The sequence below is a fragment of the Marisediminicola sp. UYEF4 genome, assembly GCF_040546025.1.
Lineage (GTDB): Bacteria > Actinomycetota > Actinomycetes > Actinomycetales > Microbacteriaceae > Marisediminicola.
The window spans coordinates 1-20,933 of sequence record NZ_JBEPNA010000002.1; the positions used below are offsets into that span (position 1 = coordinate 1).

Annotated in this window: 25 protein-coding genes; 9 read left to right on the plus strand and 16 right to left on the minus strand. The window is 68.1% G+C overall.

Annotation, left to right across the window (positions count from 1 at the left end; translation table 11 throughout):
• Both ABIB15_RS02905 and ABIB15_RS02910 read right to left on the minus strand, forming a co-directional pair.
• Positions 1–146 (minus strand): FGGY family carbohydrate kinase (locus ABIB15_RS02905; RefSeq protein ID WP_354475533.1); only part of this gene is annotated, 146 nt, incomplete at its 3' end.
• A 104-nt stretch (positions 147–250) separates the two neighbouring features.
• Entirely contained in the window at positions 251–1,009 is a 759-nt protein-coding gene (locus ABIB15_RS02910) for an MIP/aquaporin family protein (RefSeq protein ID WP_354475149.1), read from the minus strand.
• Between the two features lie 223 nt (positions 1,010–1,232).
• Between ABIB15_RS02910 and dhaK the strand changes: the two genes are divergently transcribed.
• The 3 genes from dhaK to dhaM are packed head-to-tail and all read left to right on the plus strand — an operon-like array spanning position 1,233 to position 3,545.
• Positions 1,233–2,234, plus strand: coding sequence for a dihydroxyacetone kinase subunit DhaK (dhaK, locus tag ABIB15_RS02915; protein WP_354475151.1), 1,002 nt, complete (start codon positions 1,233–1,235; stop codon positions 2,232–2,234).
• A 7-nt stretch (positions 2,235–2,241) separates the two neighbouring features.
• Positions 2,242–2,874, plus strand: a complete 633-nt coding sequence (dhaL, locus tag ABIB15_RS02920; RefSeq protein ID WP_354475153.1) for a dihydroxyacetone kinase subunit DhaL — start codon at positions 2,242–2,244, stop codon at positions 2,872–2,874.
• Positions 2,871–3,545 carry a dihydroxyacetone kinase phosphoryl donor subunit DhaM gene (dhaM, locus tag ABIB15_RS02925; RefSeq protein WP_354475155.1) on the plus strand — a complete coding sequence of 225 codons (675 nt, stop codon included), beginning with the start codon at positions 2,871–2,873 and terminating at the stop codon, positions 3,543–3,545. The genes dhaL and dhaM overlap by 4 nt, the downstream gene beginning before the upstream one ends.
• Before the next feature lie 52 nt (positions 3,546–3,597).
• Here the strand turns inward: dhaM and ABIB15_RS02930 are convergent, their stop codons facing one another.
• Entirely contained in the window at positions 3,598–3,969 is a 372-nt protein-coding gene (locus ABIB15_RS02930) for a VOC family protein (RefSeq protein ID WP_354475157.1), read from the minus strand.
• A gap of 311 nt (positions 3,970–4,280) precedes the next feature.
• On the minus strand, positions 4,281–4,544 hold the full coding sequence (locus ABIB15_RS02935) for a hypothetical protein (RefSeq protein WP_354475159.1): 264 nt from the start codon (positions 4,542–4,544) through the stop codon (positions 4,281–4,283).
• Between the two features lie 125 nt (positions 4,545–4,669).
• Between ABIB15_RS02935 and ABIB15_RS02940 the strand changes: the two genes are divergently transcribed.
• On the plus strand, positions 4,670–4,810 hold the full coding sequence (locus ABIB15_RS02940) for a hypothetical protein (protein WP_354475160.1): 141 nt from the start codon (positions 4,670–4,672) through the stop codon (positions 4,808–4,810).
• A complete protein-coding gene (locus tag ABIB15_RS02945; protein ID WP_354475161.1) occupies positions 4,807–5,205 on the plus strand; it encodes a VOC family protein in 399 nt (132 codons plus the stop codon). The genes ABIB15_RS02940 and ABIB15_RS02945 overlap by 4 nt, the downstream gene beginning before the upstream one ends.
• A gap of 178 nt (positions 5,206–5,383) precedes the next feature.
• Here the strand turns inward: ABIB15_RS02945 and ABIB15_RS02950 are convergent, their stop codons facing one another.
• Genes ABIB15_RS02950 through ABIB15_RS02965 form a run of 4 tightly spaced genes read right to left on the minus strand, consistent with a single transcriptional unit; the run spans position 5,384 to position 9,163 of the window.
• Positions 5,384–5,860 (minus strand): heme-degrading domain-containing protein, encoded by a 477-nt coding sequence (locus ABIB15_RS02950; protein ID WP_354475163.1) that lies wholly within the window; start codon positions 5,858–5,860, stop codon positions 5,384–5,386.
• Positions 5,850–6,332 (minus strand): NUDIX hydrolase, encoded by a 483-nt coding sequence (locus tag ABIB15_RS02955; RefSeq protein ID WP_354475164.1) that lies wholly within the window; start codon positions 6,330–6,332, stop codon positions 5,850–5,852. The genes ABIB15_RS02950 and ABIB15_RS02955 overlap by 11 nt, the downstream gene beginning before the upstream one ends.
• Before the next feature lie 4 nt (positions 6,333–6,336).
• Positions 6,337–8,358 (minus strand): S9 family peptidase, encoded by a 2,022-nt coding sequence (locus tag ABIB15_RS02960; RefSeq protein WP_354475165.1) that lies wholly within the window; start codon positions 8,356–8,358, stop codon positions 6,337–6,339.
• Positions 8,359–8,389: 31 nt separating this feature from the next.
• Positions 8,390–9,163, minus strand: a complete 774-nt coding sequence (locus ABIB15_RS02965; RefSeq protein ID WP_354475166.1) for an SDR family oxidoreductase — start codon at positions 9,161–9,163, stop codon at positions 8,390–8,392.
• A gap of 91 nt (positions 9,164–9,254) precedes the next feature.
• On the opposite strand from ABIB15_RS02965, the gene ABIB15_RS02970 reads away from it, so the two are divergent.
• From ABIB15_RS02970 to ABIB15_RS02985, 4 genes are all read left to right on the plus strand, one after another.
• Positions 9,255–9,725, plus strand: a complete 471-nt coding sequence (locus ABIB15_RS02970; protein ID WP_354475167.1) for an NfeD family protein — start codon at positions 9,255–9,257, stop codon at positions 9,723–9,725.
• Positions 9,725–10,648: an SPFH domain-containing protein gene (locus tag ABIB15_RS02975; protein ID WP_354475168.1), complete on the plus strand. Its 924-nt coding sequence runs from the start codon at positions 9,725–9,727 to the stop codon at positions 10,646–10,648. Before ABIB15_RS02970 ends, ABIB15_RS02975 begins: the two co-directional genes overlap by 1 nt.
• A gap of 1 nt (position 10,649) precedes the next feature.
• Positions 10,650–11,438 carry a glycerophosphodiester phosphodiesterase family protein gene (locus tag ABIB15_RS02980; RefSeq protein ID WP_354475169.1) on the plus strand — a complete coding sequence of 263 codons (789 nt, stop codon included), beginning with the start codon at positions 10,650–10,652 and terminating at the stop codon, positions 11,436–11,438.
• Positions 11,439–11,582: 144 nt separating this feature from the next.
• Positions 11,583–11,945 carry an RNA polymerase-binding protein RbpA gene (locus tag ABIB15_RS02985; RefSeq protein ID WP_354475171.1) on the plus strand — a complete coding sequence of 121 codons (363 nt, stop codon included), beginning with the start codon at positions 11,583–11,585 and terminating at the stop codon, positions 11,943–11,945.
• Positions 11,946–11,973: 28 nt separating this feature from the next.
• Here ABIB15_RS02985 and ABIB15_RS02990 read toward each other — a convergent pair whose 3' ends face one another.
• The 8 genes from ABIB15_RS02990 to ABIB15_RS03025 all read right to left on the minus strand — a co-directional run bounded on the left by ABIB15_RS02990 (position 11,974) and on the right by ABIB15_RS03025 (position 20,890).
• On the minus strand, positions 11,974–12,720 hold the full coding sequence (locus ABIB15_RS02990) for a polyprenol monophosphomannose synthase (protein ID WP_354475172.1): 747 nt from the start codon (positions 12,718–12,720) through the stop codon (positions 11,974–11,976).
• Positions 12,713–14,317 carry an apolipoprotein N-acyltransferase gene (gene lnt, locus ABIB15_RS02995; protein WP_354475174.1) on the minus strand — a complete coding sequence of 535 codons (1,605 nt, stop codon included), beginning with the start codon at positions 14,315–14,317 and terminating at the stop codon, positions 12,713–12,715. Before lnt ends, ABIB15_RS02990 begins: the two co-directional genes overlap by 8 nt.
• A 63-nt stretch (positions 14,318–14,380) precedes the next feature.
• On the minus strand, positions 14,381–16,813 hold the full coding sequence (locus tag ABIB15_RS03000; protein ID WP_354475176.1) for a DEAD/DEAH box helicase: 2,433 nt from the start codon (positions 16,811–16,813) through the stop codon (positions 14,381–14,383).
• Positions 16,810–17,568 carry a twin-arginine translocase subunit TatC gene (tatC, locus tag ABIB15_RS03005; protein ID WP_354475178.1) on the minus strand — a complete coding sequence of 253 codons (759 nt, stop codon included), beginning with the start codon at positions 17,566–17,568 and terminating at the stop codon, positions 16,810–16,812. The genes ABIB15_RS03000 and tatC overlap by 4 nt, the downstream gene beginning before the upstream one ends.
• A gap of 47 nt (positions 17,569–17,615) precedes the next feature.
• On the minus strand, positions 17,616–17,852 hold the full coding sequence (gene tatA / locus ABIB15_RS03010; RefSeq protein WP_354475534.1) for a twin-arginine translocase TatA/TatE family subunit: 237 nt from the start codon (positions 17,850–17,852) through the stop codon (positions 17,616–17,618).
• Positions 17,853–17,946: 94 nt separating this feature from the next.
• The gene (locus ABIB15_RS03015) at positions 17,947–18,924 is read right to left on the minus strand and encodes a helix-turn-helix transcriptional regulator (RefSeq protein ID WP_354475180.1); all 978 of its coding nucleotides are present in this window, start codon (positions 18,922–18,924) and stop codon (positions 17,947–17,949) included.
• A complete protein-coding gene (locus ABIB15_RS03020; protein ID WP_354475181.1) occupies positions 18,917–19,930 on the minus strand; it encodes a helix-turn-helix transcriptional regulator in 1,014 nt (337 codons plus the stop codon). The genes ABIB15_RS03015 and ABIB15_RS03020 overlap by 8 nt, the downstream gene beginning before the upstream one ends.
• Positions 19,931–19,981: 51 nt before the next feature.
• Entirely contained in the window at positions 19,982–20,890 is a 909-nt protein-coding gene (locus tag ABIB15_RS03025) for an FKBP-type peptidyl-prolyl cis-trans isomerase (protein WP_354475183.1), read from the minus strand.
• Positions 20,891–20,933: the final 43 nt, after the last annotated feature.

The following is a 20,933-nucleotide window of genomic DNA, read 5'->3' on the forward strand; positions in this document are numbered from 1 at the left end:
ATCGGGTCGTGCTCGACCCACCCCGCCTTCGGGAAGATCTGCTCGTGCTCCAGCTGGCCGGTCGACACGATCGACCCCGCCTTGTCGAAAATAATCGCGCGCGAGCTGGTCGTTCCCTGATCGAGCGAAAGTACATAGTCAGCCATGGGTTGTGTCTCCTCGTTGAGTGGTGTTGGTCATGGGGTGGTGTTCGGATGAATGGCACCGAAACAGGGCTGGCCTGCGGTAGCGGACCAGCCCTGGATCGGTATCAGGTGAGGATCGGCAGGAGCGGGATGGCCGCGAGACCCGCGAGCACCCCTCCGATGATGGGTCCGACGATGGGAACCCAGGAGTAGGCCCAGTCGCTCGAGCCCTTGCCCTTGATCGGCAGCAGCGCGTGGGCGATGCGCGGACCGAGGTCACGAGCAGGGTTGATGGCGTAGCCGGTGGGTCCACCGAGCGAGACACCGATGCCGACAACGAGCAGGGAAACCGGCAGCGGTCCCAGGGCGGCGAGACCGGCAGTCTCGCCCTGGCGGCCGAAGGCGATCACGACGAACACGAGCACGAAGGTGCCGATGATCTCCGTGGCGAGGTTCCAGCCGTAGGAGCGGATCGCGGGGCCGGTGGAGAACACGCCGAGCTTGTTCGCCGCCTCCGGCTCTTCGTCGAAGTGCTGCCTGTACGCGACCCAGCAGATGACCGCACCGATGATTGCACCGATCAGCTGGCCGCCGATGTAGGTGACTACCGAGAGCGCATTGACCGGAACCCCCGAGCCGAACTCCTCAACGCCGTTGGCCACCAGCCCGAGCGTGACCGCCGGGTTGATATGCGCACCGGAGTTGTAGGCGACCATCACTCCGGCGAAGACCGCGAAGCCCCAGCCGAAGGTGACCATGAGGAATCCGCCGTTGAATCCCTTGTTCTTCGCGAGCGCGACGTTGGCGACGACGCCACAGCCGAGGAGCACGAGCATTGCCGTGCCGATGATTTCCGATAGAAAAACGATGCCGAGGTTGTCCATGTTGCCCTTCCCTAGAGAGCACCGCGGCAACGATCCCTGTGGGGCAACCGACGGTGGTTGAGGAATACGATAACCCCTGACAGCCGCTCAGGTCACGATATTTTCCCTTTGCGATGGGCGCTGTCGCCGGAGGCGCTCCGGGTAGTAGGTTGAGCCGGAACGTCTCATTCCGCGCGCGCTTCAGTGCGCCGGGTTCGCTCCTGACGGTTTGAAGGGAAATTCAATGAAGAAGCTCATTAACGACCCGCAGCATGTTGTGAACGAGGCCATCGCGGGGGTGGCAGCGGCACACGCCGACATCCTCTCCGTGTCGTACGACCCGAACTACATCGTGCGCAACGACGCGCCGGTCTCTGGCAAGGTCGGCCTCGTCAGCGGGGGAGGAAGCGGGCACGAGCCTCTGCACGGCGGCTTCGTCGGCTTCGGGATGCTCGACGCGGCCGTTCCCGGTCCCGTGTTCACGTCACCGACGCCCGACCCGATCCTGGCGGCCACGAAGGCCGTCGACGGGGGAGCGGGGGTGCTGCACATCGTGAAGAACTACACCGGCGACGTGCTGAACTTCGAGACCGCCGCCGAGCTCGCCGAGGCCGACGGAATCAGCGTGCGCAGCGTCGTCATCAACGACGATGTGGCCGTCAAGGACTCCCTGTACACAGCCGGCCGTCGAGGCGTCGCCGGCACGGTGCTCGTCGAGAAGATCGCCGGCGCCGCGGCGCAGCGCGGCGACGACCTCGAGGCTGTCGCATCGATCGCCGAGAAGGTGAACGCGCAGATGCGCTCGATGGGCGTCGCGCTCTCCCCGTGCATCGTGCCGCACGCGGGCGAACCGAGCTTCGAACTCGCCGACGACGAGATCGAGATCGGCATCGGCATCCACGGGGAGCCCGGTCGCGAGCGCATCAAGCTCGAACCGGCCGACAGCATCGTCGACCGCATCCTGGGCCACATCGTCGAGGACATCCCCTTCACCTCCGGCGACCGGGTGCTGCTCTTCGTCAACGGCATGGGAGGCACGCCGCTCGTGGAGCTGTATATCGCCTTCCGTCGTGCGGCCGAGTCGCTGGCCGAGCAGGGCATCGAGGTCACCCGCACCCTCGTGGGCAACTACGTCACCTCGCTCGAGATGCAGGGCTTCTCGATCACCCTGCTGAAGCTCGACGACGAACTCACCGAACTGTGGGACGCGCCGGTGCACACCTCCGCGCTTCGCTGGGGACGGTAGACACCGGATGGCATTGACGAGCGAATGGGCCAGGGCCTGGGTCATCGAGAGCGCGCGCGTCATCGCCGAGAACAGGGTCGAACTCACGGCCCTCGACCGGCCCATCGGCGACGGTGACCACGGCGAGAACATGAACCGGGGCTTCGCCGCGGTCATGCTCAAAATCGACGATGTCATCGACGGCACCCCTGCGGACGTCCTCAAGCTCGTGGCGATGACCCTCATCTCGACGGTCGGCGGTGCCGCCGGTCCGCTCTACGGCACCGGCTACCTCAAGGCCGCCGGGGCCGTCGCGGGCCGGGACGAGCTGGACGGCGAGGCGATCGTCGCCCTCCTCAGGGCCGCTCGGGATGGCGTCGTGCTTCGCGGCAAGGCCGAGGTCGGCGAGAAGACGATGATCGACGCGTGGACCCCTGCGGTGGATGCCGCTGCCGAGGCACACGCGGCCGGCAAGTCCGAGCAGGACATCCTGTTGGCCGCGGCGGAGGCGGCCGAGAATGGCGCGGTCGCGACCGAGCCGCTCATCGCACGGAAGGGTCGTGCGAGCTACCTCGGCGAGCGTGCGATCGGGCACCGGGACCCGGGAGCGCAGTCGAGCGCGCTCCTGCTGCGGGCCGCGGCGGACGTGGCGGACGAGTGAGCGTCGGACTCGTGATCGTGTCGCACAGCGACAAGATCGCGGTCGGGATCGGCGAGCTTGCCGGGCAGATGGCGCCGACCACCCGAGTGCTCGCCGCGGGTGGCCTCGACGACGGGGCGATCGGCACGAGCTTCGAGAAGATCACGCGGGCCATTGCCGAAGCGGACGACGGTGCGGGTGTGGTGCTGCTCTGCGACCTCGGGTCGGCGATCCTCACCGCGGAGACGGCCCTCGATTTTCTCGATGACGACCAACGCGAGCGCGTCGTGATCGCCGACGCCCCCATCGTCGAGGGTGCCGTCGCCGCCGCCGTCGCGGCCGAGACCGGTGGTGACCTCGCCGCTGTCGTGACGGCCGCGGAGTCTGCCAACCGTCCGGGCACGCGGGAACCGGGGGAGTCGACCGAATCCGCCGAGGCGCTGTCGGCGCGTGCGACCCTCGTGAACAAGGACGGGCTGCACGCCAGGCCGGCCGCCGACTTCGTGAAGCGCGCGAGCGACTTCGAGGCGTCGGTGACCGTCAACGGCGTCAACGCGAAGAGCCTCCTGCGCATCATGTCGCTGGGTGTCGGCGTCGGCAGCGAACTCACGCTGACTGCTGAGGGCCCGGACGCGCAGGCGGCTCTCGATGCGCTCGTGGAACTCATCGAATCGGGATTCGGGGAGGTGTGAAGCTCGAGCGACGGGAGCCCAGATGCCGCACGGGCATCCGGGCTCCCTCGATTCAGGTCCTCTGCATGATGTATAGGAAGTTCCCCTCCGAGTCCCTGAACCACGCAGCCTTCCCGTCGTCCATTGTCACTACGCCGTTGGCTGTGGCCATGCCCGGAATCTCGAAGTCCTCGAAGACGACGCCGCGCTCGCGCAGCCGAGCCATCTCGGCGTCGAGATCGTCGGTCAGCCAGCCCATTTGAGTGTTCTTGGCGGTGCCGGCGTTCTCCGTCTCGTAGATCTCGAAGAAGCTGGTGGGCGTGGGGCGGTAGACGAGCGTTCCGGCGACCTCCTCGGCGGGGTCCAGGTCGAGGGTGTCGTGGTAGAACGTTCGCGCGCGAGCCAAGTCGGCGGCGGGGAGTACGGTGTGCAAGTCCTTCAGCATTGAAATCATCCTCCAAGCGAAGAGGGGCGTAATTCTCGCGAAAGGGATGCCGTCGCCAAGTTACGACTCGCGCGCCCGATCGGGGCGGCCTCTATTTTCGCCGGTTGGGCATCCGGGACATCTCCGTCGCGCGTGACTGTCTCCGGATGTCCTCGTCCACCGACTCGGACAGGCTAGCGTTGGAAACGACGGGCCGGGGAGCCGGTGGGCGGTGAGCACCAATTTTCTTGGCAGAATCATACTCCGCGCGGCTCCATCGCGCGAGGGGGCGATTGGCCCGGACCGAGAACGATCCGGGCCTTCACATCGGGTCAGTTCCTGCCGGGCGCGCGGAGCGAGGGATTTCCCGTAGTTGCGAGGCAGTTCGATGCGCCGGAGGTCCCCATGTGCGGACCGGGGTTCCCGCCCTCGGCATGAGATGCTTCCTGCACATGGTCGGTGCCGAAGTAGGAGAAGCCGGGGGAGGACATCTCGGTGTTCTGGCAGTGTGCCGCAGTGGCGGCGCCCGACGTGCCCGCGATGATTCCGCCGGTCATCGTCGCGAGGATGAATGCATATGCGAGTTTCTTCTTCATTGAAAGGCCTCCGTGAGAGTGGGTACTACCTGTTCAGGGCGTTCGGAGCGGGGGACCGGATGGATTGGCCGAGTGGGGAGAAACATGGGCAGGGCGCTCCGCGCGGAGGAGCGAGATGTTCAGACGTGTTCCGAGCTCTCGACGACGGAACCAGACGTCTCATCCTCGATGAACTCGCGGCTAGGGACGGGCAGACCCTCTTCGAGCTCTGCGCCCTCGCTGGCATCTCCCAACGCTGGCTCATCGCCAGGAAGGAGACTCCATGAGAATCAAGCTGACAAGCGTCTTTGTCAACGACCAGCGAGCAGCACTCGAGTTCTACACCGACGTTCTCGGCTTCGCCGTGCACCACGACATTCCGCTCGGAGACGACTACTGGCTCACGGTCGTCTCGCCGGACGCCCCAGACGGAGTCGAGTTGCTGCTGGAACCAGCGGGCCAACCAGAGGTCAAAGCCTATCGGGACGCTCTCGTTGAGGACGGCATTCCACTGGCTCAGTTCGCCGTCGATGACGTCGAAGCCGAGTATGGGCGACTGATCAAGAGGGGAGTATCATTCACGCAACCGCCCACGGACATTGGCCAAGCGATCGTCGCGGTCTTCGATGACACCTGTGGCAACCTCATCCAGCTCATCGCCGAGAAACCAGCTACCCGCTGACGGAGGACCAGCAAGATGGGCCGACGAACTGCTGATCCGCGGAGTGGATCTGCGCCCACCCGATTTCGCCCCGATTGCATTATTCGTAATTGGCGTTGTTGCTATTGACATAATGTGCATTATCGGCGCATTGCGAGAGGGGTCGGGCGGGGCTGGCCCGCCGGGTGGACAGGTCGTGTCAGGCGCCGGCGAGGAAGGCTGTGACGGCCTCGACCGCGAGCGCATGGTCCTCGAGCTGCGGCAGCCCCGAGACAGTGACCGTGCCGACGACGCCGACTCCGGCGACGGTGATCGGAAAGCTTCCGCCGTGTCCCGCGTAGCGCATCGGGTCGATCCACGGCGCCGTCTCGAACGAATGGCCTCCGAGTTTCGCGCGCTGGCCGGCGAGCAGCGAGCTGACGCCGAATTCGCGCACGGTGCGCGTCTTCCTGGTGATCCATGCGTCGTTGTGGGCCGAAGTTCCCGGCATGGCCGCGTGGAACAGCTGCTGCTCGCCGCGGGTGATGTCGATCGTCACGGCGAGCACTCGCTCGCGGGCAAGCTCGACGAGGATCGAGCCGAGGGCCCAGGCGTCGTCATTGCTGAAGCCGTGGAAGACGAGCGCGCGCTCCTGCGCCTCGATACGGGCGATGAGCGCCTGGATGTCATCGGTCACGGTTGTCCTTTTCTGGGAGTTTCCTGAATGCAATCTGGCGGGCGACGAGGTCCGCGAGGTTGGCAGGGTCGATCGGGTCGGTGCTCTGCCGGAGCTCGTCGATGCTCCACCATCGGTGCTCCACCACGTCGACGTGCTCCTCCGCCGTCCAGTTCTCGCTCGACGGCGTGAACGTGGCGCTGTGCAGCAGGTAGTACTCCGCGTGGCCGGTGTCGTGGTCCCCCCCGACGTAGTCCACCTCGAAATCGAGCGCCCAGATCGGCTCTCCGAGGTCGTCGACGACCCGTCCGGTCTCCTCGAACAACTCGCGGCAGGCGGCGTCGTGGTGGGACTCCCCCGGGTCGACCCCACCGCCGGGGGTGATCCAGCGGGTCACTTGGGCGGGCACGGACCCCTTGGTCAGGAACAGCAGCACGCGGTCGTCGTCGTCGACGACGAGGATGCGGGAGGTGAGCCGGTGGCGCAGTGTCATCGCCTCACTCCTCGGCCGGCGCGATGTGGTTGCGCTCGGTGGGCAGGTAACGCGCCCACCAGTCGAGGATCGCCGTGAAGCGCTGGAGCCGGTGCCGCGGCCGGCCGGAGCGGGTGAGCTCGTGGTTCTCGCCCGGGAAGACCAGCAATTCGGTCGGCACGCCGTTGCGGGACAGGGCGGCGTAGTACCGCTCCCCCTGTGCGAGCGGGCAGCGCAGGTCGTCCGCGGAGTGCACGACGAGCGTCGGGGTCGAGACGCGATTGACGACGGCCTGCGGGCTCTGCGCGGCCAGCAGCCCGGGGTCGGTTCCCGCGTACTCGTCGGTGAAGAAGCTGCCAATGTCGGAGGTGCCGACGAACTGCTCGGGGTCGAGGTAGCCGCGCTCGACGATCGCGGCGGCGAACCGGTGGTCGTGGGCGATGGCCCACGCCGTGAGGTATCCGCCGTAGGAGCCGCCCATGATGCCGACGCGGGTTCCGTCGAGCAGTGGTCTGCGCGCGATCGCCCCGTCGAGGAAGTCGAGCACGTCGGTGAGGTCGACGGTGCCCATCCGCTGGCGGATTGCCTGCGCGTGCGCCTCGCCGTACCCCGCTGCGCCGCGGGGGTTGCACAGGACGACGGCGTACCCGGCCGCGACGTAGACCTGCGCCTCGTCGAAGAATGAGACGCCGTACTGCGCGAACGGACCGCCGTGGATGTTGAGCAGCACCGGGTGCGGCCCCTCCCCCTCGGGTTCGAGCACCCAGCCGTGCACGGTGTGGCCGTCGCGGGTCGGGAGCGTGAACTCGACGGCCTGCGCTATTCCGCGCTCCGCGAGCGCGGCCGAGAAGTCGGTGAGCTGGCGCACCCGCCCGTCCTCCACGATGCCCAGCTCGCCCTCGCTGCGCGGCGAGGTGAAGCTCACGATGATCGTGTCGCCGACCGCCTCGTGACCCGTGACGGCGATGTCTCCGCCCACCGCGACGCTCACGCCGCCGTCGGCGCCGATGCGCAGTAGCTCGACCCGCCCGCGGGTGCGGTTCTGCACGAGCACTCCCCCCTCGGTCACCGTGATGTGGCTGCCGACCTCGCCGAGGTCGTGGATGGCGGGATCGGTGAGGCGGCGTGCGGGAAGGGCGGCCCCGCCGAGCGCCCAGAGCGAGGTGCCGCGGCCCACGAAGTCACGGCGGCTCGCCCCGAGTTCGGTGCCGAGGGCGTACACGGTGCCGTCGGGCGCCCACTCGATCGCCCCGATGCCGAGAGCGGCGCTGGTCGTGGTCAGCTGCTGCGGCTCACCGGCATCCTCCCCCAGCGCGAGTGCGAAGACGTCGGTGGCGAGGTCGTCGTCGCGGGACTCGTGCCGTGCCGCGACGACCGCGATCGTGCTGCCGTCGGGCGAGAACGCGATCGGTCCGTGGTCGAACGGACCACTCGTGAGCTGGCGCACGCCGGGATAGCCCCCCTTGGGGTCGGGGTCCGGGGCCTGCGGCGACGGTGCGACGCGGTACGCCGGTTCCGCGGTCGGGTCGGGAACGTCGACGAGAAAGACGTGGGTGTGCCGATCGGTCGTGTAGCCGACACCGTTCGAGCGGTAGCGGAGGGTCGTGAAGCGGCGCGGCGGCTCGGCGGCCGCGCCCAGATCGTCGACCGTGCCGTAGCGGCCATGCTCCGGAACTCGCGCGGTGAAGGCGAGTCGGGTCGAGTCCGGCGACCACCGGTACGACCCGACGCCGAGCTTCTGGTCGGTCACCCGCACGCTCTCCCCGCCGGTGGCGGACACGACGTGCAGCTGGGCCGGTCCGTCGCCCGTGTCGCGCAGGAAGGCGAGCAGGCGCCCGTCGGGCGAGAACCGCGGAGCGCTGTCGAGCCGGCCGCGGGTCAGCCTGGTCGGTGCGGCGCCGGGCGCCAGGGGCACCGTCCACAGCTGGCCGACATAGGCATCGGCATCGAGGTCCGGGTGCGAGACCGCCACGACGGCGCGCGAACCGTTCGGGTGCACGGTCGGGCGGGACACGGCGGTGAGGAGTGACACATCGTTGGCTATCATCACTGCCATCGTACGGACCTCCCCGCGCGGATCAGGCCCCGGTGAAGTCCGAGACGTCGCCGACGTACCGGGTGTTGTTCTCTGGCACGGGGTCGACGACGGCACGTGCTATCTCCGCGGCGAACTCGCCCACGTTGTAAAGCCGGCCGGCGGCATCCTTCCTGGCGCTGATCGCGCCGGGGTTGGCGCGCTCCAGAAGTGTCGCGGTGATCGTTCCCTCGATCATGTCGCCGGAGACGACGACGAAGCCGATGCCGGCAGCGGTCAGCGCCGGGATCATCGCGCGCAGCGCATCCTCGCCGGCCCGCTTGCTGAGCGCGACCGGCAGGTACTCCGGCATTGTCTCGGCGGTCGCGACGAAGTGCGCCTGGTGGCTCGTGACGAACACGACGCGGGCGCCCGGCGCGAGCAGCGGGAGTGCCGCGGTCAGCAGGTCGACCTGCGCGTCGCGGTTGAGGCGCATCGCGTAGTCCTCCGCCATGCCGGACTCCATGCCGCCGGATGCGTTCATGACGAGAATGTCGAGGCCGCCCCACTCGCGCGCGACCGTGTCGAACAGCGCGCCAACGGAGGCCTCGTCGGTGAGGTCGGCGCCGATCGAGATCGCCTCGCCCCCGGATGCCTCGATCGCGGCGACGAGCTTGCGCGCCCTAGCCTCCTTGTTGCGGTAGTTGACGACGACCTTGGCGCCGGCGCCTGCGAGGTAGCCGACGGTGTCGGCTCCGATACCGCGCGACGAGCCGGTGACGAGGGCGCGGGCGCCGGAGAGGGATTCGGGCGCAAGGGGGTTCAGTGGGGTGCTCACGGCATCAGACACTACCAAGCATGGGGACAGCCGCGCAGATGCGAGGTAATGGTAGTTTCAAGATCGAGTGCACATACGGGAGGTGCCGGCGATGGTCGATCTGAGGGACTACCTGTGGATCATCTGGCTCGTCTTCATTTTCGTCTGCGTCATCATCGAGCTGCTGACCCTCGAGTTCACCTTCCTCATGGTCGCGGCGGGCAGTCTCGGCGGCCTCGGCGCCAACCTGCTCGGCGCCGAGTGGTGGCTGCAGATCCTCGTCGCCGCCGCGCTCGCGGTGCTGCTCATCCTGACCATCCGCCCCCTGCTGCTCCGCGTCATGCACCGCGGCGCGGATCTCACGCCGAGCAACATCGCGGCCTTGCTGGGCCTGCACGGTCGAGTGCTCGAAACCGTCGGAGAGAACGGCGGCCTCGTCAAGCTCGCCAACGGAGAGACCTGGACCGCCCGGCTCGACAGCTCCGCCCTCGACCTCGTCCTCGACGCGGAGAGCAAGGTCACCGTGACCGCCATCGAGGGATCAACCGCCGTCGTCATTCCCTCCGAAAGGATCACCCCGTAATGTCCGGATCCGGATTCATCGCACAACTCTTCATCGCCGCCCTGCTGATCGTCGTCGCGGTGTTCGCGGTCGTCACGCTGATTCGCGCGATCCGCATCATCCCGCAGGCGAACGCCGGGGTTGTCGAACGGCTCGGCAAGTACCACAAGACGCTCATGCCCGGTCTCAACATCCTCGTGCCGTTCATCGACCGGGTGCGGCCGCTCATCGACATGCGTGAACAGGTCGTTTCGTTCCCGCCGCAACCGGTCATCACCGAGGACAACCTCGTCGTCTCCATCGACACCGTCGTCTACTTCCAGGTGACGGATGCCCGTGCGGCGACCTACGAGATCAACAACTACCTTGGCGCCGTCGAGCAGCTCACCACGACGACCCTGCGCAACGTGGTCGGCGGTCTCAACCTCGAGGAAGCCCTCACGAGCCGCGACAACATCAACGGCCAGCTGCGCATCGTGCTCGACGAGGCGACGGGCAAATGGGGCATCCGGGTCGGTCGGGTCGAGCTCAAGGCGATCGATCCGCCCATCTCCATCCAGGACTCGATGGAGAAGCAGATGCGCGCCGAGCGGGAGAAGCGCGCCGTCATCCTCACCGCCGAGGGAACGAAGCAGGCCGCGATCCTGCAGGCCGAGGGTGCCAGGCAGGCATCCATCCTCTCCGCCGAGGGAGAGGCGCAGGCGGCCGTGCTGCGCGCCAACGGCGAGGCACAGGCCATCACGACGGTCTTCGGCGCGATCCACGCCGGCAACCCCGACGGGCCCCTGCTCGCCTACCAGTACCTCCAGACGCTGCCCAAGCTCGCCGAGGGCGACGCGAACAAGCTGTGGATCATCCCGTCCGAACTCACCGAGGCCCTCAAGACCGTTGGACAGGGCTTCCTCGGCGGCGCGCAGCGGGATCAGACGCCGCCGGCCCCGTAGCGTGGGCGAACCGCCCACGCCGGGCCCGCTCACCGGCCCGTACCTCTCCCCCGCCGCCCCGCGCGTGCTTGCCCATCGGGGGCTCGCGACTTTCGCTCCCGAGAACACGATGCTGTCGTTCGTCGCTGCGCTGGCGCACGGCGTGACCCACCTCGAAACCGATGTGCACGCGAGCCGCGACCGAGTGGCGGTGATCAGCCACGACCCCGAGCTGACCCGGCTGACCGGTCGCGCTGAGAGGGTCGGCGACCTCACCATGGCCGAGCTCGCCGCGATCGACCTCGGCGACGGCCAGTCGTTTGTGAGCCTCGCGGAGGCAATCGACGCCTTCCCCGAGGCGCGGTTCAACATCGACATCAAGTCGGATGCCGCGGTGCAGCCCACCGTCGACGCGGTCCGGGCCACGAGGTCGTCGGGGCGGGTGCTCATCACCTCGTTCAACGGGGCGCGCCGTCGGGCCGCGGTGAAGTTCCTGCCCTCGGTGGCGACGTCGGCCTCCAGCCGGCAGTTCGCGCTCGCCTTCTCCGCGGCGCTGGTCGGCGCTGCGCCGCTGGCGAGGTGGATGCTGCGTGACGTGCACGCCGTTCAGATCCCCGAGACCGTGCGCGGCATCCGCCTCGTCACGCCCCGAATCATCCGAATCATGCATTCCGCGGTGCAGGAAGTTCATGTCTGGACTGTCAACGACGTCGCAGACATGCACAGGTTGCTCGACCTCGGAATCGACGGTCTCGTGACTGATCGTGCCGATCTGGCCATGCAGGTGCTGCTCGAGCGGTCACGTCGCTGACTGTCCCTCACCATCCGTGAACCCGGTAACTTGCTGTGAACAGGGTGGGAAACACGAGATCGGGTATGGAATGCGCCATCCTCGGGGTTGCTATCTGAATAGGTATCGCGCGACTAATGGGTTTCGCGAGAAAGGGGCCACACAATGGCAGATCGTAGCTTGCGGGGAATGCGACTCGGATCACAGAGTCTTCAGAGCGAAGAAGGCGTGACCTTCTCCCCGCGAATCACCAGTACTTACCAGATGTCCGATGGAATGACCTTCGAGGTCACCTTCTCCGCGGACGCGGAAATCCCCCAGGTGTGGGAATCGCCGAAGTCGGGTCAGGAGGGCATCCTCATCGCCGCCGACGGCAAGCCTGTCGTCATCGAGGCGACCGACCAGAAGGTTCCGCGCACCCACTGGGACATGCTTCTCGAGCGCCGCACGCGCGATGAGCTCGAAGAGCTTCTCAACGAGAGGCTCGGCTACCTCCGTGCCCGCAAGGGACAGAAGGTCGGAGCCTGATCAGCAGCGACTGATCAGCTGAGCTTCATCAGATGGGCAGACGCCTCTCGTCGCGAACGCGACGGGGGGCGTTTCTCATGAGACCCCACACGGTGACCCGCCAGAGCGCCTCCGCGACAATGCCCGTGTGCATCTTCGACCGCCCGTGGGTGCGTTCGACGAACGTGATCGGATGCTCGACGACGATCGCTCCCGCGCGCTCGAGCCGCCAGGCGAGCTCGACCTGGAAGCAGTAGCCCTGCGACGACACCGAGGCCATCCGCTCCGGCGTGAGAACGCGCGTGCGGAACACCCGGAATCCCGACGTGAGGTCGTGGATGCCTGATGCGAGCACGAGGCGCGAGTAGGAGTTGCCCGCGCGCGAGATTGCCAGGCGCAGCCACGGCCAATTGAGCACCCGGCCGCCGGGCACCCAGCGGGACCCGATGACGAGGTCGGCGCCGTCGCGGGCGAGGGCGATCATCGCCGGGAGCGATGAGGGGTTGTGCGACCCGTCGGCGTCGATCTCCACAACGAGGTCGTAGCCGTCGTCGATCGCCCTCTGGAAGCCGGCGAGATAGGCCATGCCCAGACCTTCGCGGGTGGTGCGGTGCAGCACACGGATGCCGCTATCCGACAGGGCGAGGCGATCGGCGAGCTGGCCGGTTCCATCGGGGCTGGAATCGTCGACGACGAGCACGTGGGCGCTCCCGACCGCCTGGCGGATGCGGCCGAGGATGCCCTCGAGATTCTCGATCTCGTTGTAGGTGGGCACGACGATGAGGGTGTCAGCCACGGCTTAGTCCCTCACCGGTGCGGCGACGCCGAGCGAGAAGGCCAGTCAGGATCAGGCCGAGGAGGGCGAGCACGGAGACCGCGATCTCGATCCCCTGGCCGACGACCGTGGCGGGGGTCGTCGTGGTGCTGAGCGGCACATCCTGCAGCATCGTGCCGGGAGTGAAGGTCGGCAGACGCTCGAGCGTGCTGCCGTCGGGGGCGATGATCGCCGAGGTGCCGACGGTCGAGGCGTTCACGACGCTGCGGCCCGTCTCGATCGCCCGCAGCCGGGCGATCGCGAGCTGTTGCACGCTCTCGTCGGAGCGCCCGAAGTCCGCGTTGTTGGTCGGTGAGATGATGATGTCGGCTCCGTCCGCGATCATCTGCCGGATGAGGTTGTCATCGACGATGTCGTAGCAGATCGCCAGGCCCGCGGTCGCCAGCCCGTCAATGTCGAACACGTTGTCCCTCTCGCCAATCGAGAAGTCGCGGGGAATGAGGGAGAGCAGGTCGGGCGCGAGCGGGTACCAGAAGTCCCGATCGGGGATGTACTCGGCGAACGGCACCGGATGCAGCTTGTCGTACTGGTCGGCCGGGCCGCGGCCGCCCTCCTGCCAGAGCAGCAGGCTGTTGTAGGTGTCGGCGCCGTCCTCGGTGATGGTGCCGACGATGAGCGGGGCCCCCGCCTGCTCGGTCACCCGGTCCAGCGCCGCCGCCGATCGCGCCGAGCGCAGCGGGTCGAGGTCGGATGCGTTCTCCGGCCAGACGAGCAGGTCGATGTCCTGGCCGTACAGGGGTTCGGTCGCGGCGAGGTGGTCGTCGAGGATCTGGCCACGCTCGTACTCGGCGAACAGCCCAGCGTCCGAGTCCCCCTGCACGGCGGCGACCCGCAGGCTGCCCGAGGCGACGACGGGGAAGGCGGGCACGGCGATCATCACCAGGAGCAGGCCGACCGGGAGAACCGAACGCAGGATGCGGCGCCGGCCGGCGCCCGATGCGAGAGTCGCCGCCCGCACCCGCTGGGCCTGCACGACGAGCGCGCTGACCCACGCGATGAGGAAGGAGAGGCCGGCCACTCCGACCCACGCCGCGAGCTCGGCGAAGGGGCTCTCCGATTGGGAGAAGGCGAGCCTGCCCCAGGAGAATCCGCCGTACGGCCAGGTTGTGGTGACGAATTCACGCAGCGTCCACAGGCCCGCGATGAGGAGCGGCAGCACGAGCAGCTGGCCGACCGGGCCGGGAAGGGCTCTGTCGCCGAAACGCCAGGCGAGGGCGATGAGCGCGCAGCCGATCGCGAAGAACACCGACTGCAGACCCCCGAGCGCGAGCCAGGGGGCCGCGCCGAGGTACACCGTGATCCAGAAGATGTGGGTACCCCAGAACACCAACCCGCCGGCGAGTCCGACGAGCAGCGACGGGCCGACCCGGCGCCCGACGAGCGAGTACAGGATGAGCGGTGTGCCGACAAAGGCGAGCGGCCACCAGCCGAGGCCGGGGAACGCCAGCGCGTTCAGCATGCCGCCGAACGCGGCGAGCAGGACGGCGAGCCACAGCGGCGCGGCGCGCGCGTGGGGTGACCGCCGCGGCGGTCGAGAGGGAGCGGCGCGCGTGATCATCCTGTACAGCCTAGATCGACTTGTCTGAACGCCGCCCCGCCGGGTGCCGGGCCGGTGCGGCGATCAGACGCTGCTGTACGCGACGATGCCGCGTCGGATGAGCTCGAGGGCCTTGCGTGCCCGCGGCCCGACCGGGGCGTCCGCGACCATCGACAGCTGGTCGAGCAGGTCGATCGTCTGCTTGGTGAGGCGCACGAAGTCGCCCGCAGCCAAGTCGGTGTCCCGGAGCACCGAGTCGAGGCTCGCGCCCTGTGCCCACCGGTTCATCGCGAGCGACAGGCCGCTCGAGAGCGGATTGCTGCCGGCCAGCTTATTGTCCCTCTCGAGGTCGTCGAGGGTGGCCCACAGCGTGGTCGTGTTCTCCAGCGCCGGCCGGAAGGCACCCTTGGGCAGGTAGTGCTCACTGACCTGCCCCTCGTCGCGCCGGGGCTCGTAGATGAGCGCGGCGGCCATCGCCGCGAGTGCGGCGGGGTCGAGCTCGTTCCACAGGTTCTTCCGCAGGCACTCCGCGATCAGGAGGTCGCGCTCGCCGTAAATCCGCTTCAGGATCCTGCCGCCGGCCGCCAGGTTCACGGTGCCGCTGTCGTCCCGCTCGAGGTAGCCGAGGATCATCAGCACGTCGGTGACACGGTCGAAGACGCGGGCGACGGCGCCCGTGCGGGCGCGGATCTGGCGGGTGAGGTCGTCGGTCTGCTTCTTCAGCCGCCACCATCTCTCGGCCCAGCGCGCGTGTGCCTCCCGATCGTTGCAGCTGTGGCAGGGGTGCTGGCGCAGCCGCTTGCGCAGCGAGGTGAGCTGGTGCTGGCGCTTCTCCCGTTCACTGCGGCTCTGCAGCTCGGCGCGTGAGTCACCCTTGCGCTCGAGGTCGGTGAGTTCGCGCCGGATGCCGGAGTATTCGGCGAAGTCGCCCAGGTGGCAGGTCATGGCCTCGGCGTAGCCGTCGAGGGACTCGCGCTGGCTGCGCACCTTGCGGGCGAGGTCGACGACGGCACGATCGGCCTGGAACTGCGCGAATGACGACTCGAGGACCTCGCGGGTGCGGGCGCGGCCGAACTGCTCGATAAGGTTCACGGCCATGTTGTAGGTCGGCCGGAAGCTCGAGTTGAGCGGGTAGGTGCGCCTCGACGCGAGCGACGCGACGGCCTGCGGGTCGAGGGCGTCCTGCCATTGGATGACGCTGTGCCCCTCCACGTCGATGCCGCGCCGGCCGGCCCGGCCGGTCAGCTGGGTGTACTCCCCCGGCGTGATCGGCACCCGGGCCTCGCCGTTGAACTTCTCGAGCTTCTCGAGCACGACGGTGCGGGCGGGCATGTTGATGCCGAGCGCGAGGGTCTCGGTCGCGAAGACGACGCGCACAAGCTTGCGGCGGTAGAGCTCTTCGACGACCTCTTTGAAGGCGGGCAACATGCCGGCGTGGTGCGCGGCGACGCCTCGCTCGAGACCCTCGAGCCACTCCCAGTAGCCGAGCACGGCGAGGTCTTCGTCGAGGAGGGTGCGGCAGCGCTCCTCGACGATGGAGCGGATCTCGTCGCGCTCCCACTGCTCCGTCAGGCGCACGCCGGCCCGCAGCACCTGCGCGACGGCCTGGTCGCAGCCGACCCGGCTGAAGATGAAGAAGATCGCCGGCAGCAGGTTGCGGCTCTCGAGCAGGTCGATCACCGCGGGCCGGTTCATGCGGGTGTCATCCGGCCGACCGCCCCTCGTGTGCCGGCGTCCGACATCCTGGGACTGCCGGGAGCTGATCGCGCGGCCGCCGTGCCTGGCCATCTGCACCAGCTCGGGGTTCACCCGGTTGGTCGCGGCGAGCCCCGACGAGTCGAACAGGTCGATGAGCTTCGTTCGCATGAGGATGTGCTGGTCGAGCGGCACCGGGCGCTCCTCCGAGACGATGACATCGGTCTCGCCGCGCACGGCCTGCAGCCAGTCGCCGAACTCCTCGGCGTTCGACACGGTGGCGCTCAGCGACACGAGCCGCACCGGCTGTGGGAGGTGGATGATGACCTCCTCCCAGACGGCGCCGCGGAACCGGTCTGCGAGGTAGTGCACCTCGTCCATGATGACGAACGACAGGTCGCGCAGCAGGTCGGAGTCGGCGTAGAGCATGTTGCGCAGCACCTCGGTCGTCATGACCACGATGCGGGCACCCGAGTTGATGTTGGTGTCACCGGTGAGCAGGCCCACCTCGCTCGCGCCGTACTCGGCGACGAACTCCTGGAACTTCTGGTTGCTCAACGCTTTCATCGGCGCGGTGTAGAACACCTTCGCCCGCGGCTGCTGCATCGCGAGGAACACGGCGAACTCGGCCACGATGGTCTTGCCGGCGCCGGTGGGGGCGGCGACAAGCACGCTGTTGCCGCGCTCGAGCGCGGTGCACGCCGTCAGCTGGAAGAGGTCGAGGTCGAACTTCTGCCGCGCGCGAAACGCATCGACGCGGGGAAACCCCCGGCGAGCCTTCGATGCGGCGAAACGCTCGGCGGGCGATAGCTGGTCGGTCATGCTGGGGAGCTGCCCAACCCCTCGGTGAGTAGTTTGGCGGCGCGTTTCTCGGCGATGCGGTCGTGCCAGAAGGCGACTCCGACGGCAGCGAAGTAGAGCATGACCATGGGAATGGCGAGCAGGAACATCGAGAAGACGTCGGCGGCCGGCGTGGCGAGGGCGCAGAAGATCGTGATGGTCAGGATGGCGACGCGCCACCCCTTCAGGATGCCCTTGGCCGAGATGACCCCCATGAAGTTGAGCAGCACCACGAAGACGGGGAGGACGAAGGCGATACCGACGGCGAAGATGAGTTTGAGGGCGAAGTCGACGTAGTACTTCGCGAGGAAGATCGAGGTGTCCTCGGCCGGGGCGAAGCCGGCGAGAACCTCGACAATGTGCGGGAAGACGAAGAAGCCGCTCGCGCATCCGGCGAGGAACAGCGGCACCGCCGAAAAGAAGAATCCGAAGGTGTACCGCTTCTCCTTGCGGGTGAGCGCGGGGGTGATGAACGCGAAGATCTGGTACAGCCAGACCGGGCTCGACACCACGAGGCCGACGTAGATCGCAATCTGCATCCGCAGGTCGAACGCGCCGGTGATGCTGTCGTAGTTGAGGCTCGCGTCGCGCGAACGGGCAATTTCAAGAATTGGCTCGCGCAGCACGTCGAGCACGGCGGGCGCGATGATGAAGCCGAAAATTCCGCCCAGCAGAATGCCGATGGCCGACCTGAACAGTCGCTTGCGCAACTCGATCAGATGCTCCCCGAACGACATTCGGCCTTCGTTATTCGCGCGGGTTCGGGTGCGCGGAGCCATGGTGGCTATGGCTTCGGATGCTGCTCAGTCGGGGTCGCGGGCGGCGATGCCTGCGAGCTGTTCTGCATCGGCTCCGCCTGCGGCGTCGGTCCGTCTTCCGCGCCGGTCTTGATCTCGTTCTTGAAGATCTTCATCGACTGGCCGACGCTCTTGGCCAGCGCCGGAAGCTTGGCCGCGCCGAAGAGCAGCAGGATCACGACAAGAATGATGATCGCGTGCCACCCGGTCAGGTTTTGGAAGATTCCCATGATTGCGTCCTCGCGTTGACTGTTTCGATCATTTTACCCCTGCGCGGGTGAGTTGCCTGCGAACCGCGGGCAGGTTGAGTTCTGCCGGTCAGATGCCGTAGCGCGCCGCCCCCGCCGCGGCCCACTCTGCGACCGCGTGGCGAGCCTCCGGCGGCTCGACCACGGTGACCATTCCCGGCAGCCCCGCGACGAGTCGCTTGAGAGCGTGGACGTGAGAGACCCGCACGCTCGTCCGCACCCGGTCGCCCGCGGTGGTGCGCTCGGCGTCGTCCGGAATGTAGTCGGCGATGAGGCTGAGAGCGGCGGGCGTGACGTCGATCGTGACGAACAGGTCGTCGGCGGAGCCTTCGAACAGCTCGTCCGGCAGCGCCACGTCGCCGACCTTGAATTCAATGGGCAGCGCCGTGAGGGTGAGCGTGGAGACGCGGTCGAGCCGGAAGATGCGCACCGCCCCGCGCAGGTGGCACCAGGCGCGCAGGTACCAGTCGGTGTCGACGGACTCGATGCGGAGCGGGTCGGCGTGCCGGTGCTCGTGCTCGCCGCGGGAGTTGACGTAGTCGAATTCGACCTGAACGCCGGTCGCGACGGCCTCACGGATGAGGGCCAGCGCGGCATCCGTCTGCCCCGCCTCGACCGCCATCTCGCTCGGCCTCGTGGATGCGCCGCGCGCGAGCTTGGCCATGAGCGAGTCGATCGCGCCGCGATCGGCGTTCTCCGGCAGCGCCGAGAGGTACTGCAGGCCGGCGATGAGGGCCGCGGCCTCCCGGCCGGAGAAGCGCGGCGAGTCGTCGATGGCCACGAGGTGGGTGAGCACGATCTCGTCGTCGTCCTCGAACCGGTCCCACGCGATGTCGAAGAGGTCGCCGTCCTGGTACTGGTGCGTCTCACCCGGGATGCCGGACACGGCGATGAGCATGACGGCATCGCGGATCTGCTGCTCGGTCATGCCGAAGTGCTTCGCGGTCTCGGCCACGCTCACCCGGGCGCGGTCGATGAGCCACGGCACGAGGGAGAGCAGGAAGGCGAGCTTGTCGGTGGCCTGCAGCGCCGGGGGTCGCTTAGTCACTGGTGTGCTCCCTGTGGTCGTGGGCCGTCAGCGACAGGCGGGAGCGCACGGCGTCGCGCAGCTCGACCGGCGACAGCACGAGAACCTCCGGGCCGAAGGATGCGAGCTCGTCGGCGATGATGTTGAGGTCGGAGTAGTGCAGCTCGAGGGCCCCGGACGGCGCCGTGACCGTTCCCCGGCGCTTGAGCAGGCGCGTGGCGGCATCCGATTCCAGCTCGACCTCGACGACCGCGGTGTGCGACGACCACACCTCCTCGAGCTCGCGGAGCGCCCGCGTCGACTCGTCGTCCGCGCGCGGCTCGACGATCTCGCCCGTCGCCGCGACCTGGCCGACGATGCGGCGCAGCAGGAAGGTTCGCTGGGCGCCCGTGCCCGTCTCCTCCGCGGCCAGGTGCCACCGGCCCTGATGCTGCACGAGGGCGAGCGGGATGACGGTGCGCACCCGGGACTCGAGCTCCCCCGGCTTGAGGTACGCGAACCGCACCACCTGGTGCTTGTCGAGTGCGGTGCGGAGCGGCTCGAACGCGCTGTCCCGCACCCGCAGGCTCGGCGCGTAGCCGAGAACAGGCTCGTCGGAGGTGCCACCGAGCGCGCGCAGCTTCACGAGCGCGCGGCGGGACTCGGTCGATAGCGAGCCCTCCCGCCACACCATCGCGGCGAGGCCGAGGATCGCGGTCTCCTCGGCGGAGAAGGTGATGTCGCTCGGCAGCTCGTAGCTGCCGCGAGGGATCCGGTAACGCGAGTTCTGATTGCCGGACTCCGCCGGCGACTCGACCGTCTCCAGCGGCACCCCGAGGTCGCGGATGTCGTCCTTGTCGCGTTCGAACTGCCTCTCGAGGTTGGCGTTGCTGCCGCCGTGGTCGTACCTCTGCCGGTATCCCTGAACGGTGGACAGGATCTCGTTCTTCGTCAGCCCGGTGTCGGTCGCGAGCAGCGCGAGCACAAGGCTGAACAGCCGCTCCTCGACGGGAACGCGCGGTGCGCCTGCTGCACTGCCTGGTGACACGGTGGCGTCCTTGCTTGCGGGTGATCCCGTTGGCCGTGTTCGGCCGTGGGGCTAGTTGACCGTTCCGAGAATATCGACCACGTAGATCAGGGTTGCGCCCTCGGTGCCGGCTTCCGGCGGCACGATGGCGAGAACCTGCGAGCCTACTGTGTTGCCGATGATTGCGGCCTTGAGCCCTTCGCTCACGGAATCGCCCGCGAGATCGACGATCGCGGCGCTGCCCGTCGTCCAGGTGGACTGCACGACGGATTCGTCGTCCCAGTCCACGGCGGTGAGCTTGGCGACGACCTGGTCGCTGGCGCGGATCTCGTCGCCGTCGCCGAGACGGAGGAGCGACTCCCGGGCCTCGGTCGGGGCAGGCTCGCTGGGGATCGTGATGCCGGGAGTGCCGTCGGGCGCCGTGACGACGCTCGGCATACCCGCGACCGCGAGCTGCGCGGTGCCGTAGGCGCGGGCGGGGAAGGCGCGAACGACGTCGACGACATAGACGATCGAGTCGCTCGTCGCCGGCGGGGAGTCGTTCGCGGCGCTGTCCTCGGCGGACGCGACGACGGCGACCCGCGAGCCCTCGGTCGTGCACTCCAGCCCGGTGCCGAGGGCGGGGAGACCGGTATCGCCGATCGTGAAGAGGCTGCCGCCCTCCGGGGCATACGCGGTCTGCTGGAGCACCGTGGCGTCGGTTCCGTTGAGGATCGTCGCCTCGAGGATGACGGGCTGGCCGGACTGGAGCCGCTCGCCCTCGCCCGCGATGAGTTCGGTGCGTTCGATCGTTGTCGTGATGAGAGGCGTCGGGAAGCTGACCTCCGGCGCGGAGCCGAAGTCGCCCGGCGCGTCGACGGTCGACGACGCTGACCCGCTCGTGACGGCGGACTCGCATCCGTCGGTGGCCCCGCCTGGGGCACACGCGGTGAGTGCGGCCAGGACGCTGGCGGCGACGACTAGCGCGGGAAATCTGCGCACGGGGGCCTCATTTCGGTGGAACACGGGGGCGGAACTGCTCAAG